14 protein-coding genes, 2 tRNA genes, 3 rRNA genes and 1 other RNA gene are annotated in these 15,521 nt (G+C 63.4%); 10 read left to right on the forward strand and 10 right to left on the reverse strand.

Annotated elements, in window-relative coordinates:
- The first annotated feature begins 33 nt into the window (after positions 1–33).
- The 7 genes from H8B22_RS04630 (at position 34) to H8B22_RS04660 (ending at position 3,450) form a co-directional block, all read left to right on the forward strand.
- Positions 34–255: a TIGR02449 family protein gene (locus H8B22_RS04630; RefSeq protein ID WP_187712943.1), complete on the forward strand. Its 222-nt coding sequence runs from the start codon at positions 34–36 to the stop codon at positions 253–255.
- Positions 252–560: a cell division protein ZapA gene (locus H8B22_RS04635; protein WP_187712944.1), complete on the forward strand. Its 309-nt coding sequence runs from the start codon at positions 252–254 to the stop codon at positions 558–560. Before H8B22_RS04630 ends, H8B22_RS04635 begins: the two co-directional genes overlap by 4 nt.
- An 86-nt stretch (positions 561–646) precedes the next feature.
- Positions 647–834: non-coding RNA, 6S RNA (gene ssrS, locus H8B22_RS04640), on the forward strand.
- Positions 835–949: 115 nt separating this feature from the next.
- A complete protein-coding gene (locus H8B22_RS04645) occupies positions 950–1,555 on the forward strand; it encodes a 5-formyltetrahydrofolate cyclo-ligase (RefSeq protein WP_187712945.1) in 606 nt (201 codons plus the stop codon).
- A 19-nt stretch (positions 1,556–1,574) separates the two neighbouring features.
- Entirely contained in the window at positions 1,575–2,054 is a 480-nt protein-coding gene (locus H8B22_RS04650) for an EVE domain-containing protein (protein ID WP_187712946.1), read from the forward strand.
- Entirely contained in the window at positions 2,047–2,694 is a 648-nt protein-coding gene (rpiA, locus tag H8B22_RS04655; protein WP_187712947.1) for a ribose-5-phosphate isomerase RpiA, read from the forward strand. Before H8B22_RS04650 ends, rpiA begins: the two co-directional genes overlap by 8 nt.
- Before the next feature lie 21 nt (positions 2,695–2,715).
- Complete coding sequence (locus tag H8B22_RS04660) at positions 2,716–3,450, forward strand: 2OG-Fe dioxygenase family protein (protein ID WP_187712948.1); 735 nt, start codon at positions 2,716–2,718, stop codon at positions 3,448–3,450.
- A 322-nt stretch (positions 3,451–3,772) separates the two neighbouring features.
- Here H8B22_RS04660 and rrf read toward each other — a convergent pair.
- The 5 genes from rrf to H8B22_RS04685 all read right to left on the reverse strand — a co-directional run bounded on the left by rrf (position 3,773) and on the right by H8B22_RS04685 (position 8,993).
- Positions 3,773–3,885 (reverse strand): 5S ribosomal RNA (gene rrf / locus H8B22_RS04665).
- A 147-nt stretch (positions 3,886–4,032) separates the two neighbouring features.
- A 23S ribosomal RNA gene (locus H8B22_RS04670) occupies positions 4,033–6,897 on the reverse strand.
- Positions 6,898–7,160: 263 nt separating this feature from the next.
- A tRNA-Ile gene (locus H8B22_RS04675) sits at positions 7,161–7,237 on the reverse strand.
- Positions 7,238–7,254: 17 nt separating this feature from the next.
- Positions 7,255–7,330: transfer RNA gene (locus H8B22_RS04680), tRNA-Ala, on the reverse strand.
- A 118-nt stretch (positions 7,331–7,448) separates the two neighbouring features.
- Positions 7,449–8,993 (reverse strand): 16S ribosomal RNA (locus H8B22_RS04685).
- Together the 16S, 23S and 5S rRNA genes with 2 tRNA genes alongside form the textbook arrangement of a ribosomal RNA operon.
- A gap of 475 nt (positions 8,994–9,468) precedes the next feature.
- Here H8B22_RS04685 and H8B22_RS04690 point away from each other — a divergent pair.
- Positions 9,469–9,909, forward strand: a complete 441-nt coding sequence (locus H8B22_RS04690) for a DUF192 domain-containing protein (protein WP_187712949.1) — start codon at positions 9,469–9,471, stop codon at positions 9,907–9,909.
- Between the two features lie 77 nt (positions 9,910–9,986).
- On the opposite strand, the gene H8B22_RS04695 is transcribed toward H8B22_RS04690, so the two are convergent.
- The gene (locus tag H8B22_RS04695) at positions 9,987–10,178 is read right to left on the reverse strand and encodes a rubredoxin (RefSeq protein ID WP_187712950.1); all 192 of its coding nucleotides are present in this window, start codon (positions 10,176–10,178) and stop codon (positions 9,987–9,989) included.
- Positions 10,179–10,250: 72 nt separating this feature from the next.
- On the opposite strand from H8B22_RS04695, the gene thiE reads away from it, so the two are divergent.
- Both thiE and hemL read left to right on the forward strand, forming a co-directional pair.
- A complete protein-coding gene (gene thiE, locus H8B22_RS04700; RefSeq protein ID WP_187712951.1) occupies positions 10,251–10,880 on the forward strand; it encodes a thiamine phosphate synthase in 630 nt (209 codons plus the stop codon).
- On the forward strand, positions 10,880–12,169 hold the full coding sequence (gene hemL / locus H8B22_RS04705; protein WP_187712952.1) for a glutamate-1-semialdehyde 2,1-aminomutase: 1,290 nt from the start codon (positions 10,880–10,882) through the stop codon (positions 12,167–12,169). The genes thiE and hemL overlap by 1 nt, the downstream gene beginning before the upstream one ends.
- 57 nt (positions 12,170–12,226) lie before the next feature.
- On the opposite strand, the gene H8B22_RS04710 is transcribed toward hemL, so the two are convergent.
- From H8B22_RS04710 to H8B22_RS04725, 4 genes are all read right to left on the reverse strand, one after another.
- Positions 12,227–13,450 carry an acetylornithine/succinylornithine family transaminase gene (locus H8B22_RS04710; protein WP_187712953.1) on the reverse strand — a complete coding sequence of 408 codons (1,224 nt, stop codon included), beginning with the start codon at positions 13,448–13,450 and terminating at the stop codon, positions 12,227–12,229.
- A 69-nt stretch (positions 13,451–13,519) separates the two neighbouring features.
- On the reverse strand, positions 13,520–13,954 hold the full coding sequence (locus H8B22_RS04715) for a VOC family protein (protein ID WP_187712954.1): 435 nt from the start codon (positions 13,952–13,954) through the stop codon (positions 13,520–13,522).
- An 87-nt stretch (positions 13,955–14,041) separates the two neighbouring features.
- A complete protein-coding gene (locus H8B22_RS04720; protein WP_187712955.1) occupies positions 14,042–14,860 on the reverse strand; it encodes an SDR family oxidoreductase in 819 nt (272 codons plus the stop codon).
- Positions 14,857–15,516 carry a protein kinase family protein gene (locus H8B22_RS04725; RefSeq protein WP_187712956.1) on the reverse strand — a complete coding sequence of 220 codons (660 nt, stop codon included), beginning with the start codon at positions 15,514–15,516 and terminating at the stop codon, positions 14,857–14,859. The genes H8B22_RS04720 and H8B22_RS04725 overlap by 4 nt, the downstream gene beginning before the upstream one ends.
- Positions 15,517–15,521: the final 5 nt, after the last annotated feature.

Raw genomic sequence — 15,521 nt, forward strand, 5'->3', positions numbered from 1 at the left:
GACCCGCCCCCCTCGCCTCCCCATCATCCGCCCATGGATCGCACCCGCCTCATCGCCGAACTGCAGACGCTGTCGGATCGCCTCGACGAGCTGGGTGCGCAGGCACGCCGCCTCAACGAAGAGAACCGCAGCCTGCGCCTGCAGCAGGAACAGTTGATCAGCGAGCGCTCGACTTTGCTGGCGAAGAACGAACAGGCGCGCACGCGGGTGGAGGCGATGATCGCCCGCCTCAAGTCGCTGGAGCAGCACACGTGACGACCAAGGCCAGCGAACCGGTCAGCATCCGCCTGCTCGATCGCGAATACACCATCGGTTGCGAACCGGGCGAGCGCGACAGCCTGATGGCGGCGGCGAAGCTCCTCGACAACAAGATGCGCGAGATCCGCGGCAACAACCGCATGGCGGCGCTCGATCGCGTCGCGGTGCTCGCCGCGCTCAACCTCGCCCACGAACTGCAACAGATGCGCGACGAAGGCGAAGGCCGTGATCGCGAACTCGTGCGCACGCTCGACGACCTGCATCGCAAGTTGGACGGGCTGTTCGACAACGCACCGCGCTGACCGGCACACGCAGCGTCTGAACCTCTCCCGTCGCCGTGCCGACGAGCGGACTGGCCCTTGCGGATCGCCGCGCTATAATTCGCGCACGTCCTCTGCTGTGCGCGACAGCCTGCGCAAACATTCGCCTTGTCCCTTAATGACGACCATGGGGGCGCAGCGGAAGCCCGGAGTGCATGTCCGCCTCGTAGCGGAAAGCCCGAAGGCATCCAAGCGTTCCCACTTGAACCCCGGGTTCAAGGTCGTTTCGCAGGCATCGCACACCGGCGGAGGACTTTTCTTTTTCTGGGTACCGTTTTGGATACCGTTCCAGCGCGGCATCGTCGCTGCTCGACGCATGTTCGCGCACCTGCCATCACGGCCCATCGCCGCCCTGCCCCTCCGGTTCGCGCATGAATGACGCCGCGAGCGCGGCCCAACGCCGCCAATTGCGCCAGGAGTTGCGCGCCAACCGGCGTGCCTTGCCCGCCGCACAACGCATCGCGGCGGCCGACTCGCTCGCCAGGCATCTTCTGGAACTGGCCTTCGCGCCGCGCTCCGGTTACGTGGCCGGCTACTGGGCGATGGACGGAGAGATCGGCCTGCACGCCTGGCAACTGCGCCTGCCGCGCGAATGCGTGTACTGCCTGCCCGTGTTGTGCGAGGACCAGCGCCTGCGTTTCGCACCCTGGCGTCCCGGCGACGATCTGGTCAGCAACCGCTACGGCATTCCCGAGCCCGATGTCAGCGCTTCGTCGTTGCTCGATCCGGCGCAGATGGCGCTGGTGGTGATGCCGCTGGTGGGTTTCGACAGCCACGGCAACCGCCTCGGCATGGGCGGCGGCTGGTACGATCGCAGCTTCGCGTTCCGGCACGAGGCTCCGGCGCCGCCCTTCCTTGTGGGTGCGGCGTTCGCGCTGCAGCAGATCGAGGCCATGCCAGCCCAGTCCTGGGATGTGCGCCTCGATGCCGTCTGCACCGAGAGCGACCGTTTCGATTTCGCTTCCCTCGCCCCCTGACTTCAGCACGAGCCCTGCAATGACCGCACGTCGCCGCTACTGGCTGATGAAGTCGGAACCCGACGCGTTCTCCATCGACGACCTGCAGCGCGTGGGCACCGAGCCGTGGACCGGCGTGCGCAACTACCAGGCGCGCAACTTCATGCGCGCGATGCAGGTGGGCGACGGCGTGTTCTTCTATCACTCCAACTGCGACGTGCCGGGCATCGTCGGCACCATGACCGTCGCCAGCACGCCGTATCCCGACCCGACGCAGTTCGACGCGAAGTCGGACTACTACGATCCCAAGGCGACGCAGGAACAGCCGCGCTGGGAGATGGTCGACGTCGCCTTCGAGCGCAAGCTCAAGCGCACGATCTCCCTCGAGGAGATCCGCGGGCACGCCGACGCGTTGGGCGAGGGCTTCGCGCTGACCCAGCGCGGCTCGCGCCTGTCCGTGCTGCCGGTGACCGCGGCGCAATGGAAACTTCTTCTGTCCCTGGAAAAGAACCGTGAGTGAAGCCAAGCGCCTGGCCGGCGAAAAGGCCATCGAGTACGTCGACGACGGCATGATCGTCGGCGTCGGCACCGGCTCCACCGTTGCGTTCTTCATCGACGCCCTGGCGCGGATCAAGGATCGCATCCGCGGGGCCGTGTCCAGCTCCGAGCAGAGCACGCAGCGCCTGCGGATGCACGGCATCGAAGTGCTCGACCTCAATGCCACCGGACCGCTCTCTCTGTACGTCGACGGCGCCGACGAATGCGACCCGCACAAGCGCCTGATCAAGGGCGGCGGCGCGGCCCTGACCCGCGAGAAGATCATCGCCGAGGCCAGCGAGAAGTTCGTCTGCATCATCGATCCAGCCAAGCGCGTCGACGTGCTGGGCAAGTTCCCGCTGCCGGTCGAGGTGATCCCGATGGCCCGCAGCCTGGTCGCGCGACAGATCCTCGCGAAGACCGGCGGGCAGCCGGTGTGGCGCGATGGCGTGGTGACCGACAACGACAACCTGATCCTCGACGTGCACAACCTCTCGATCGTGGACCCGGTCGCCGTGGAAGCGGCGATCAACCAGATCCCGGGCGTGGTGTCGGTGGGCCTGTTCGCGCGTCGTCCCGCCGACGTCGTGATCGTCGGCGGCGAACCGCCGCTGGTTCTCTAGTTCGTCCGCTGCGACACGCTCATGGAGTCCACCGGACCCGTGCTCGGTACCGAGTTTCGCGAATTAGTCGAGGACGGGTTCCGCTTCGTGGATGCGGCCGACATGCGGACGCTGCTCCTGCGGCATGGCTCGCTTGAGGACTGGCACGAGTTCGCCGCGAGCTGGGACCGCCTTGGGCCAGATACGTATCTGGCCAAGGTAGGGCGCCGCCGGCGACGCCGCCATGGCGTCTATGCCGCCGCTTCCGCAGGCCCCATCGTTCGGCAGGCGCATCAGCCGCACTACCAGTCCAGCGACTACAACACCCTGCAGGGCGACATCGAGCGCTGGTTCGAGCCGATCGAAATGGACGTCGGCGACGGTCCGTCGTTGCACACGATCCTGGAGTTCAGCCGCGCCCTGTTCTCATCCTTGGCCCCCGAGGTCAACGGCTGGCACGTCGAGGTCCATCAGTTCCGCATCGAGGCGAAACCCGACGAACCCGGCGAGCCCACTCCCGAGGGCGTGCATCGCGATGGGGTCGATTACGTCCTGGTCTTGCTGGTGGATCGGCGCAACATCGCCAGCGGCACGACCACGATCCATTCCGCCGACGGCACGCTGCTGGGCAGTTTCACGCTGACCAGCACATTCGATGCCGCGCTGGTCGACGATTCGCGCGTGTTCCACGGCGTAACGGCGGTCACCCCGCTCGATGCGACGTTGCCGGCGCATCGCGATGTCCTGGTCGTGACTTTTCGTCGCACGGCGATATAGCCGATCGCGTCCGACGTGCCGCCGCTTCTGCGGACGGGTCAACGCATCGTCGACGAACTCAAGAATTCAAGAGTTCAAGAGTTCAAGAGTTCAAGAGTTCAAGAACGGACAGCGTAGTCGCGAGCGGGTGTTCGCAACGCCAAGCACGACTGATGCCGTGGCCCTGCAGGTTTTCAATTGACCAATCCCCACCTGCTGAAGCCGGGGGTAACTCACCTTCGGTAACGCAGCTGGTAGCGACTTACGTCGCGCGCGGCCGCACACATTTTCTTAGGCACAAAGAAGAACCCCCGACCTTTGGGGCCGGGGGTTCGGGGTAAATGCTCAGCGATGACCTACTCTTGCATGCGGATGCACACTACCATCGGCGCGGTTGCGTTTCACTTCCGAGTTCGGGATGGGATCGGGTGGTGCCACAACGCTATTGTCACTGAGCAAGCTTGTGAAGCGGCGCTTTAGCGCCAGCTTGCGTCTTTCGCACGTCGGGAGTGATCCCGTCGGGCTGAAGAATGTGGGTAATTGTAGCGAGTTGGTCCTGGAAGGTCACGACGTTGTCGCAAGCCTAAGGCCACTTGAGGTTATATGGTCAAGCCACACGGATCATTAGTACAGGTTAGCTCAACGCATTGCTGCGCTTACACACCCTGCCTATCAACCACCTGGTCTTGATGGTTCCTTTAGGGGACTTGTGTCCCGGGAGATCTCATCTTGAGGCGCGCTTCCCGCTTAGATGCTTTCAGCGGTTATCGCTTCCGAACATAGCTACCCGGCCGTGCCATTGGCATGACAACCGGAACACCAGAGGTTCGTCCACTCCGGTCCTCTCGTACTAGGAGCAGCCCCTCTCAAATCTCCAACGCCCACGACAGATAGGGACCGAACTGTCTCACGACGTTCTGAACCCAGCTCGCGTACCACTTTAAATGGCGAACAGCCATACCCTTGGGACCGACTACAGCCCCAGGATGTGATGAGCCGACATCGAGGTGCCAAACACCGCCGTCGATATGAACTCTTGGGCGGTATCAGCCTGTTATCCCCGGAGTACCTTTTATCCGTTGAGCGATGGCCCTTCCATACAGAACCACCGGATCACTAAGTCCTAGTTTCCTACCTGCTTGATCCGTCGATCTTGCAGTCAAGCACGCTTATGCCTTTGCACACAGTGCGCGATGTCCGACCGCGCTGAGCGTACCTTCGAGCTCCTCCGTTACTCTTTGGGAGGAGACCGCCCCAGTCAAACTACCCACCATACACGGTCCCCGATCCGGATTACGGACCTAGGTTAGAACGTCAAGCACATCAGGGTGGTATTTCAAGGTTGCCTCCGCCGAAGCTAGCGCCTCGGTTTCATAGGCTCCCACCTATCCTACACAGACGAACTCAACGTTCAGTGTAAAGCTATAGTAAAGGTTCACGGGGTCTTTCCGTCTTGCCGCGGGAACGCTGCATCTTCACAGCGATTTCAATTTCACTGAGTCTTAGGTGGAGACAGCGCCGCTGTCGTTACGCCATTCGTGCAGGTCGGAACTTACCCGACAAGGAATTTCGCTACCTTAGGACCGTTATAGTTACGGCCGCCGTTTACCGGGGCTTCGATCAAGAGCTTCGCCTTGCGGCTGACCCCATCAATTAACCTTCCGGCACCGGGCAGGCGTCACACCCTATACGTCCACTTTCGTGTTTGCAGAGTGCTGTGTTTTTGATAAACAGTCGCAGCGGCCTGGTTTCTGCGGCCAACCTCAGCTATTAACCATGGTTGGCGTACCTTCTCCCGAAGTTACGGTACTATTTTGCCTAGTTCCTTCACCTAAGTTCTCTCAAGCGCCTGAGAATTCTCATCCTACCCACCTGTGTCGGTTTACGGTACGGTCTGCGTAAGCTGAAGCTTAGGAGCTTTTCCTGGAAGCGTGATATCGGCAGCCTAGCCCTAATGGGCCGGTCCTTAGTCTCAACGTTGCCCCCCCGGATTTGCCTAAGGGGACCGCCTCAACTCTCTCACCGGGACAACCAACGCCCGGCCTGCCTAACCTTCTCCGTCCCTCCATCGCACTTACGCGAGGTGCTGGAATATTAACCAGCTTCCCATCGACTACGCATTTCTGCCTCGCCTTAGGGACCGACTAACCCTGCGTCGATTAACGTTGCGCAAGGAAACCTTGGGCTTTCGGCGTGCGGGTTTTTCACCCGCATTATCGTTACTCATGTCAGCATTCGCACTTCCGATACCTCCAGCAGCCTTCTCAAGCCACCTTCAACGGCGTACGGAACGCTCCTCTACCGCGCATCACAAAGTGATGCACCCCAAGCTTCGGTTTCGTGCTTAGCCCCGTTAAATCTTCCGCGCAGACCGACTCGACCAGTGAGCTATTACGCTTTCTTTAAAGGGTGGCTGCTTCTAAGCCAACCTCCTGGCTGTCTGTGCCTTTCCACATCGTTTTCCACTTAGCACGAAATTTGGGACCTTAGCTGTGGGTCTGGGTTGTTTCCCTTTTCACGACGAACGTTAGCACCCGCCGTGTGTCTCCCGCGCAGTCTGTCTTGGTATTCGGAGTTTGCCATGGTTTGGTAAGTCGCAATGACCCCCTAGCCATAACAGTGCTCTACCCCCAAGAAGATTCACGCGAGGCGCTACCTAAATAGCTTTCGAGGAGAACCAGCTATCTCCGGGTTCGATTAGCTTTTCACTCCTAATCACACCTCATCCCCTACCTTTGCAACGGGAGTGGGTTCGGGCCTCCAGTACCTGTTACGGTACCTTCACCCTGGGCATGACTAGATCACCCGGTTTCGGGTCTACTGCCCGCGACTATGCGCCCTTATCAGACTCGGTTTCCCTTCGCCTCCCCTATACGGTTAAGCTCGCCACGAACAGTAAGTCGCTGACCCATTATACAAAAGGTACGCAGTCACCCCGAAGGGCTCCTACTGCTTGTACGCACACGGTTTCAGGGTCTATTTCACTCCCTTCACCAGGGTTCTTTTCGCCTTTCCCTCACGGTACTGGTTCACTATCGGTCGGTCAGGAGTATTTAGCCTTGGAGGATGGTCCCCCCATGTTCAGACAGGGTTTCTCGTGCCCCGCCTTACTCGATTTCACTGGATGAGGTCTTTCGCATACCGGGCTGTCACCGTCTATGGCCGAGCTTTCCAACTCGTTTTGCTAAACCTTACCCAGCTTAAGGGCTGGTCCCCGTTCGCTCGTCACTACTGGGGGAATCTCGGTTGATTTCTTTTCCTCCGGGTACTTAGATATTTCAGTTCTCCGGGTTTGCTTCCAGCAGCTATGTATTCACTGCAGGATACCTATTGCTAGGTGGGTTTCCCCATTCGGACATTGCGGGATCAATGCTTGTTGCCAGCTCCCCCGCACTTTTCGCAGGCTGCCACGTCCTTCATCGCCTCTGACCGCCAAGGCATCCACCGTGTGCGCTTATTCGCTTGACCATATAACCCCAAGTCGCCTCAGGATTATCGTTGTGCCAGGGGGTACAAAGCCCCGGCGCGAATATCAACGACATTTCAAATGTTAGGAACTCTCACGCTTGCGCGCGGGTTCCCGCCTTAGCCTCACGACACGTCTGTAGACCTTTTGATCTCAGAACGCTCGCTACAATTCCCAGTTTTCAAAGAACACGAATCCGGCTTCAGCGCCGCAATCGTTTCAAATCTTCATGTGTGTGCGCAGTTCAGAGTTGCCATCGGGATGGTGGTGGGTCTGGGAGGACTCGAACCACCGGCCTCACCCTTATCAGGGGTGCGCTCTAACCACCTGAGCTACAGACCCAAAAGTCTTGCCTGGCGTGGTGGAGCTTGTCGGGATCGAACCGACGACCCCCTGCTTGCAAAGCAGGTGCTCTCCCAGCTGAGCTAAAGCCCCATCGAAACGGGACGCTCCCGCGGTCAAGCCTGGCGATTGCTCGCCCTGACTTACCGGGAACTCTGAATGCAGGTCACTTGTGCGGACGTCTGACAGGCTTTACCTGTCTTTAGTCTCTAAAGGAGGTGATCCAGCCGCACCTTCCGATACGGCTACCTTGTTACGACTTCACCCCAGTCATCGGCCACACCGTGGCAAGCGCCCTCCCGAAGGTTAAGCTACCTGCTTCTGGTGCAACAAACTCCCATGGTGTGACGGGCGGTGTGTACAAGGCCCGGGAACGTATTCACCGCAGCAATGCTGATCTGCGATTACTAGCGATTCCGACTTCATGGAGTCGAGTTGCAGACTCCAATCCGGACTGAGAGAAGGTTTCTGGGATTGGCTTGCCCTCGCGGGTTTGCAGCCCTCTGTCCTTCCCATTGTAGTACGTGTGTAGCCCTGGCCGTAAGGGCCATGATGACTTGACGTCATCCCCACCTTCCTCCGGTTTGTCACCGGCGGTCTCCTTAGAGTTCCCACCATTACGTGCTGGCAACTAAGGACAAGGGTTGCGCTCGTTGCGGGACTTAACCCAACATCTCACGACACGAGCTGACGACAGCCATGCAGCACCTGTGTCACGGTTCCCGAAGGCACCAATCCATCTCTGGAAAGTTCCGTGCATGTCAAGGCCAGGTAAGGTTCTTCGCGTTGCATCGAATTAAACCACATACTCCACCGCTTGTGCGGGCCCCCGTCAATTCCTTTGAGTTTCAGTCTTGCGACCGTACTTCCCAGGCGGCGAACTTAACGCGTTAGCTTCGAAACTGAGGGCCAAGTTGCCCCCAACTTCCAGTTCGCATCGTTTAGGGCGTGGACTACCAGGGTATCTAATCCTGTTTGCTCCCCACGCTTTCGTGCCTCAGTGTCAGTGCTGGTCCAGGGTGTCGCCTTCGCCACAGATGTTCCTCCCGATATCTACGCATTTCACTGCTACACCGGGAATTCCACACCCCTCTACCGCACTCTAGGTCGCCAGTATCCAATGCCATTCCCAGGTTGAGCCCAGGGCTTTCACATCAGACTTAACGAACCACCTACGCACGCTTTACGCCCAGTAATTCCGAGTAACGCTTGCACCCTTCGTATTACCGCGGCTGCTGGCACGAAGTTAGCCGGTGCTTATTCTTCCGGTACCGTCATGACACCCGGTTATTAACCGAATGCTTTTCTTTCCGGACAAAAGTGCTTTACAACCCGAAGGCCTTCTTCACACACGCGGCATGGCTGGATCAGGCTTGCGCCCATTGTCCAATATTCCCCACTGCTGCCTCCCGTAGGAGTCTGGACCGTGTCTCAGTTCCAGTGTGGCTGATCATCCTCTCAGACCAGCTACGGATCGTCGCCTTGGTGGGCCTTTACCCCGCCAACTAGCTAATCCGGCGTCGGCTCATCTTTCTGCGTGAGGCCTTGCGGTCCCCCACTTTCACCCGTAGGTCGTATGCGGTATTAGCGTAAGTTTCCCTACGTTATCCCCCACAAAAAGGCAGATTCCGACGCATTCCTCACCCGTCCGCCGCTCGCCGCCAGGTGTATTGCTACACCCGCGCTGCCGCTCGACTTGCATGTGTTAGGCCTGCCGCCAGCGTTCACTCTGAGCCAGGATCAAACTCTTCACTTAAAATTGCATGGATCCGAAGATCCAAATATTTCGAGTGCAGTCGTCTATCCAGGCCCAAACAAACTCAAATTACTAGCAATTGCTTGCTTTACTTGATTCATTTGGACTCTGTGTCGAACGTCTGCGATGGACAAGTTCCACCGGCCAGACGCCCGCACAAGTCACCTGCGCACACTGTCAAAGATCCTCGGAACCGGCCTCAGCGCCGCGCCCCTCTTTACCGCTTCCCCGTCGCACCAAAGTGCCCGAGGGAGCCGACTATCTTACAGCCAATTTCGATTCCGTCAACACCGTGTCGCAATCTTTTTTGGCTTCCCTTTCCTTCCGGTCGGCCCTCAAAGGGCGTCCCGGTCAGCAGGGCGCGCATTGTGCACATCCGCGACGCGATTTGGAAGGGGGCGATGACGAATTTTTTGGTTGACACCGCGAACGGCGCTGCCAGATGGTCGTCGCCACCTAATCCATGGGAGTTCCGATGCGTTGCGTTATTGCCGCCCTGCTGCTTTCCCTCTGCGCCGGTTGCGCGACCGGCAGCAATGCCTGGGTGGAATTGGCCGGCCAGCGTTATGGCGTGGAAGTCGCGGACGACGATGCGGAACGGGCGCGCGGCCTGATGTTCCGCGACGAACTGGCCCATGACCGCGGGATGCTCTTCATCCACGACCGCGAGGAGCCGCAGGCCTACTGGATGAAGAACACGCGGATTCCGCTGGACATCCTCTATTTCGACAACCAGCGCCGCCTGGTTTCGCAGCAACGGGACGTGCCGCCGTGCGCGCTCGGCGACGGCTGCCCGCCTTATCCCAGCGACGCGCCGGCACGCTACGTGCTGGAGCTCAACGCCGGCGAAGCGGCCCGCCTCAAGCTGGCACTGGGCGCCGAACTGAAGTTCGGCCGCGGGATCCCGCACTCCTGAGACTGCGTACGCGAAAAGGGCCGCTCAGGCGGCCCTTTTCCTTGCCGGACGACGCGCTGCAGACGGAGCGGCGCCGCTCAGACCTCCATCATCTCGAAGTCGTCCTTGGTGACACCGCAATCCGGGCAGGTCCAGGTATCGGGCACGTCTTCCCAGCGCGTCCCGGGGGCGATGCCCTCTTCCGGCAGCCCCTTGGATTCGTCGTAGATGAATCCGCAGACGACGCACATCCAGGTGCGATAAACGGTGGTCGTGGCGGCGTCAGTCATGGATAAATATCGGGTGGAAATCGCAGTGCGGGACCCGCATTTTGTCACGCCCGGACCGAGGATGCTGCAGGCATGAACCCCCACTGGCCGCGCCGCGGCCTCTACGCCATCACCCCCGACGAGCCCGACACGCACCGGTTGCTCGCGCGCGTCGAAACCGTGTTGCGGGCCGGGGCGGCCTGGCTGCAATACCGCAACAAGGACGCCAGCGACGACCTGCGCGCCGAGCAGGCGCTGGCCTTGCAGCCGCTGTGCCGCGCCCTGCAGGTCCCGCTGATCATCAACGACGACTGGGCGCTGGCCGCGGCGATCGGGGCCGACGGCGCGCACTTGGGCGAAGACGACGGCGAAATCGCCCTGGCCCGGCACGAACTGGGCCCGGACGCGATCGTCGGCGCGTCCTGCTACGACGACGCCCGGCTCGCCCGCCTGGCAGTGCATGCCGGCGCCAGCTATGTGGCCTTCGGCGCGTTCTTCACCTCGCCCACCAAGCCCAACGCGCGCCGCGCGCGGCCGGAGCTGCTGCAGGAAACCGCCATCCTGGGCGTGCCGCGGGTGGCGATCGGCGGCATCACCCCGGACAATGCGCGACCACTGGTCGCAACCGGCGCCGACCTGCTCGCCGTCATCAGCGGCGTATTCGATGCGCCCGACCCGGCTGCGGCGACCCGCGCCTACCTCTCCTGTTTCGAAGGCTCCTGATGAAGAACGACCGCTCCCACGCCCTTTTCACCCGCGCCCGGGAACTCATCCCCGGCGGCGTCAATTCGCCGGTGCGCGCCTTCAAGTCGGTGGGCGGCGAGCCGTTCTTCGCGCAGCGCGCGGAGGGCGCGTACCTGTTCGACGTCGACGGCAACCGTTACGTCGACTACGTGGGCTCGTGGGGCCCGATGATCGCCGGCCATGCGCATCCGCAGGTGCTGGCTGCAGTCGAACGCACGATGCGTGACGGCCTCAGCTTCGGCGTGCCCAATGCGCTGGAAGTCACCATGGCCGAAGCGATCACCCAGATCGTGCCGAGCTGCGAGATGGTGCGCATGGTCAACTCCGGCACCGAAGCCACGCTCTCGGCGATCCGCGTGGCGCGCGGCGCGACCGGCCGCACGCGCATCCTCAAGTTCGAAGGCTGCTACCACGGCCACGGCGACAGCTTTCTGGTGAAGGCCGGCAGCGGCGTGATGACGCTGGGCCTGCCCAATTCGCCCGGCGTTCCGTCCGCGCTCGCCGACCTGACCCTGACCCTGCCGTACAACGATTTCGACGCGGCGACGAAACTGTTCGACGACGTCGGCAACGACATCGCCGGCCTGATCATCGAACCGATCGTCGGCAACGCCAACTGCATCCTGCCGCGCCCGGGCTACCTGCAGTACCTGCGCGAGCTGTGCACCAAGCACGGCGCGCTGCTGATCTTCGACGAGGTGATGACCGGCTTCCGCGTGGCACTCGGCGGCGCGCAGCAGCTGTACGGGATCACCCCGGACCTCTCCACCTTCGGCAAGATCATCGGCGGCGGCATGCCGGTGGGTGCGTACGGCGGCCGTCGCGACCTGATGGCCCAGGTCGCACCGAGCGGCCCGATCTACCAGGCCGGCACGCTCAGCGGCAATCCGGTGGCGATGGCGGCGGGCCTGGCGACGTTGGAACTGATCCGCGCACCGGGTTTTCACGACGCACTCGCGCACAGCACGCATGCGCTGTGCGACGGCCTGGAAGCGGCCGCACGCGACGCCGGCGTCGCGTTCACCACCACGCGCGCGCCGGGCATGTTCGGCCTGTACTTCCGCGAGGGACCGGTGGAGACCTTCGAGGACGCGAAGGCCTCGGACACCGCCCGCTTCAACCGCTTCTTCCACGCCATGCTCGAGCGCGGCGTGTACCTCGCGCCGTCGGCATTCGAAGCGGGCTTCGTGTCGAGCGCGCACGGCGCGGCCGAGATCGCGCTGACCGTGGCCGCCGCGCGCGAATCGTTCGCGCTGCTGCGCGACTGAGATTGGCGCGGCAAGCAACACAAAAAAGCCCGGGATTTCCCGGGCTTTTTTGTGGCCTCAGGCCTTGACGAAATCCGCGATAGCGGCACGCAATCGGACCAGTCCTTCCGCCACGTCGGCATCGCCGATGTTCAGCGCCGGCACGAAGCGCAACACGTCCGGGCCGGCCTGCAGGGTCAGCAGGCCGTGGTCGACGCAGCGATCGAGGATCTCGCCTGCCTTGCCGGCATGCGGCGCGCGCAGCTGCGCGCCGAGCATCAGCCCGCTGCCGCGGATCTCGGCGAACAGGCCGAACTCCGCGTCGATCGCCGCCAGGCCGTCGCGCAACGCCTGCGCCTGCCTCGCCACGTTCGCCAGCAGCGCCGGCGACGACAGCTCGCGCAGTGCCGCGCGGGCGACGGCCGCTGCGAGCGGGTTGCCGCCGAAGGTCGTGCCGTGCGCGCCGAACTGCATCGCCTCGGCGGCCTTCTCGCCCACCAGCATCGCGCCGATCGGGAAACCGCTGCCCAGCGCCTTGGCGAGCGTGACGATGTCGGGCACCACGTCGTAGGCGTGGGCGGCGAACAGGTGGCCGCTGCGGCCCATGCCGCACTGGATCTCGTCCAGCACCAGCAGGGCGCCGTGGCGATCGCACAGCGCGCGCAGGCCGTGCAGGAATTCCGGCGTCGCCGGCGTCACCCCGCCCTCGCCTTGCACCGGCTCGACCAGCACCGCACACACGTCGCCCGCCGCCATCGCCGCTTCGGCGCCGGCCAGGTCGTTGAAGTCGCCATAGCGGAAGCCCGGCGGCAGCGGCTCGTAGCCTTCGTGGTACTTGGGCTGCGCGGTCGCGGTGACCGCGGCCAGCGTACGGCCGTGGAAGCTGCCGCGGAAGCTGAGGATCACGCGGCGATCGGGCGTGCGCCCCTGCGCGGTCGCCCACTTGCGCACCAGCTTGATCGCGCCCTCGTTCGCTTCGGCGCCGGAGTTGCAGAAGAACACGCGCCGGCCGAAGCGCGAGGCCTCGACCAGTTCTTCCGCCAGCCGCAGCGGCGGTTCGCTGACGAAGACGTTGCTCGTGTGCCACAGCTTGCCGGCCTGTTCGGTCAGCGCGGCGAGCAGGGCCGGGTGCGCGTGGCCGAGCGCGTTCACTGCGATGCCGGCGCCGAAGTCGACGTACTCGCGGCCTTCGCGATCCCAGAGCCGCGCACCCTTGCCGTGGTCGAGCACGATCCGGCGCGGACGGTAGACGGGCAGGTAGTAGCGCTCGGACAGCGCGAACAGTTCGGCGGACGTGCTCATGGGGACGTGCTCAAGGATCTGCGGCGGCGGAAAGCCGTTATTTTGCCGCGTTTCCCGCCGCGGCGCCGTTCACCAACTGCCGGTATTGGGCATCGACGCCCACGGCTCCTGCGGCGGCAGGTGGCCCTGCTGCAGCAGTTCGACCGAGATCAGGTCCGGCGAGCGCACGAAGGCCATGTGTCCGTCGCGCGGCGGGCGGCTGATCGTGTAGCCCAGCGCCTGCAGGCGCGCGCAGGTGGCGTAGATGTCGTCGACGCGGAAGGCGAGGTGGCCGAAGTTGCGGGCCGAGCCGTAGTCCTCGCCGGGCGAACCGTCTTCCGGCGGCCAGTTGTAGGTCAGTTCGATCTCGGCCTCGGGCGTCTCCGCCGCGGCGAGGAAGACCAGCGTGTAGCGGCCCTGCGGATAGTCGTTGCGGCGCTTCTCGACGAGGCCGAGGCCGTCGCAGAAGAAGCGCAGCGAGGCGTCGATGTCGCGGACGCGGATCATGGTGTGGAGGTATTTCATGGGGATTTCCGGTAGCAGCGATCGCCATGGCGACGCTTGAACGACAGCAGGTCCCTCGCTGCGCTCGGGATGACCGCAGAAGCAGGGTCAGTCGAGGAACAGGTCGGGGAACAGTGGTTGCGCGGGATCGATGGCGTAGCCGGACAGGTCGGTCACGCCGGCTTCGGCGAGGACTTCGTCGTCGATCAGGAAGCGCCCGCTGAAGCCGGCCGCCTTGCGCGTCAGGATCACGTGCGCGGCATCGGCCATGATCGCGGGCGCGCGGCCGTTGCCGGCGCTCACGCCGGGGATCATGTTCAGCGCATCGGTGGCGATCAGGGTGCGCGGCCACAGCCCATTCACCGCGACGCCGCGCGGACCGAATTCGCCGGCCAGGCCGATGGTCACGAAGCTCATGCCCATCTTCGCCAGGGTGTAGCCGGTGTGCGGGGCCCACCACTTCGGATCCAGCGACGGCGGCGGGCACAGAGTGAGGATGTGCGGGTTGGGCGCCTGCAGCAGGTGCGGCAGGCAGGCCTGCGCGCACAGGAAGCTGCCACGCGCGTTGACCTGCTGCATCAGGTCGAAGCGCTTCATCGGCGTGTCCAGCGTGCCGCGCAACCAGATCGCGCTGGCGTTGTTGACGAGGATGTCGATGCCGCCGAACGCGTCGACGGTGGCGGCGACCGCCGCTGCGACGTCGTCCTCTTCGCGGATGTCGCACTTGAGCGCCAAGCCGCGGCCGCCGGCTTCATTCACGGCCTCCGCGGCGCTGTGGATGGTGCCGGGCAGCTTCGGATTCGGCACGGTCGACTTCGCCGCGATCGCGACGTTGGCGCCGTCGCGCGCCGCGCGCAGGGCGATGGCCAGGCCGATGCCGCGCGAGGCGCCGGTGATGAAGAGCGTTTTTCCAGCGAGCGTGGTCATGGCTTGGGTCCCTGTCCTTCGTTGTCTTCCCATTTCAGGAGCTTGCGGGTGATGAAGCGGTACGCCGGCTTGCCGGTCGCGAACCAGACTTCGCGCACCCAGGAGTGGCGCTTGAGCACGCGGCGTTCGGTCGGCGTGAGTGCCTGCGGGCAATAGGTGCGCTTGTGCTTGAGCAGGTGGCGCAGGTCCTCGCGCGCGAGCAGGCGCATCCAGCGCGAGCGCGGATGGCCGCGCGTGGCGAGCTGGAAATCGATGATCGCTGGCGTGCCGTCGGCGAGCACCAGCCAGTTCGCTTCCTTCGCCAGGTCGTTGTGGGCGAGGCCGCGACGGTGCAGCTGCTGCAGCAAGCGATGCGCTTTGCGGAAATAGGCGGCATCGCCGCGCGGCGGGCGCTGGTACATCGCAGCGCCGTCGAGGTAGCTGCGATCGAGGCGGCGGCCGTCCCAGCGCAGCAGCTGCGGCATCGCCGCCAGGCCATCGACGCATTGCAGCGCGCGCGCCTCGCGCCGCGCCAGCCACCAGGCGGGCAGGCGCAACCACGCCGGGACATGGCCGAGATCGCGGCGCACGAACAGGCCAGCGTCGTCCTGCATCAGGGCGATGCGGCCGAAACTGTCGGCCTTGAGGGCGGCGACTTCACGTGAAGCGGAATGCATGGCGC

This window comes from Lysobacter terrestris, from assembly GCF_014489475.1.
Lineage (GTDB): Bacteria > Pseudomonadota > Gammaproteobacteria > Xanthomonadales > Xanthomonadaceae > Agrilutibacter > Agrilutibacter terrestris.

Excerpts from the sequence above, each read along its gene's own strand:
- H8B22_RS04650 (WP_187712946.1), top strand. The coding sequence starts at position 1,575 with ATGACCGCACGTCGCCGCTACTGGCTGATGAAGTCGGAACCCGACGCG.
- H8B22_RS04645 (WP_187712945.1), top strand. The coding sequence starts at position 950 with ATGAATGACGCCGCGAGCGCGGCCCAACGCCGCCAATTGCGCCAGGAG.
- H8B22_RS04695 (WP_187712950.1), bottom strand. The coding sequence starts at position 10,178 with ATGACTGACGCCGCCACGACCACCGTTTATCGCACCTGGATGTGCGTC.
- H8B22_RS04715 (WP_187712954.1), bottom strand. The coding sequence starts at position 13,954 with ATGAAATACCTCCACACCATGATCCGCGTCCGCGACATCGACGCCTCG.
- H8B22_RS04720 (WP_187712955.1), bottom strand. The coding sequence starts at position 14,860 with ATGACCACGCTCGCTGGAAAAACGCTCTTCATCACCGGCGCCTCGCGC.
- H8B22_RS04690 (WP_187712949.1), top strand. The coding sequence starts at position 9,469 with ATGCGTTGCGTTATTGCCGCCCTGCTGCTTTCCCTCTGCGCCGGTTGC.
- hemL (WP_187712952.1), top strand. The coding sequence starts at position 10,880 with ATGAAGAACGACCGCTCCCACGCCCTTTTCACCCGCGCCCGGGAACTC.
- H8B22_RS04660 (WP_187712948.1), top strand. The coding sequence starts at position 2,716 with ATGGAGTCCACCGGACCCGTGCTCGGTACCGAGTTTCGCGAATTAGTC.
- thiE (WP_187712951.1), top strand. The coding sequence starts at position 10,251 with ATGAACCCCCACTGGCCGCGCCGCGGCCTCTACGCCATCACCCCCGAC.
- H8B22_RS04630 (WP_187712943.1), top strand. The coding sequence starts at position 34 with ATGGATCGCACCCGCCTCATCGCCGAACTGCAGACGCTGTCGGATCGC.
- H8B22_RS04725 (WP_187712956.1), bottom strand. The coding sequence starts at position 15,516 with ATGCATTCCGCTTCACGTGAAGTCGCCGCCCTCAAGGCCGACAGTTTC.
- H8B22_RS04710 (WP_187712953.1), bottom strand. The coding sequence starts at position 13,450 with ATGAGCACGTCCGCCGAACTGTTCGCGCTGTCCGAGCGCTACTACCTG.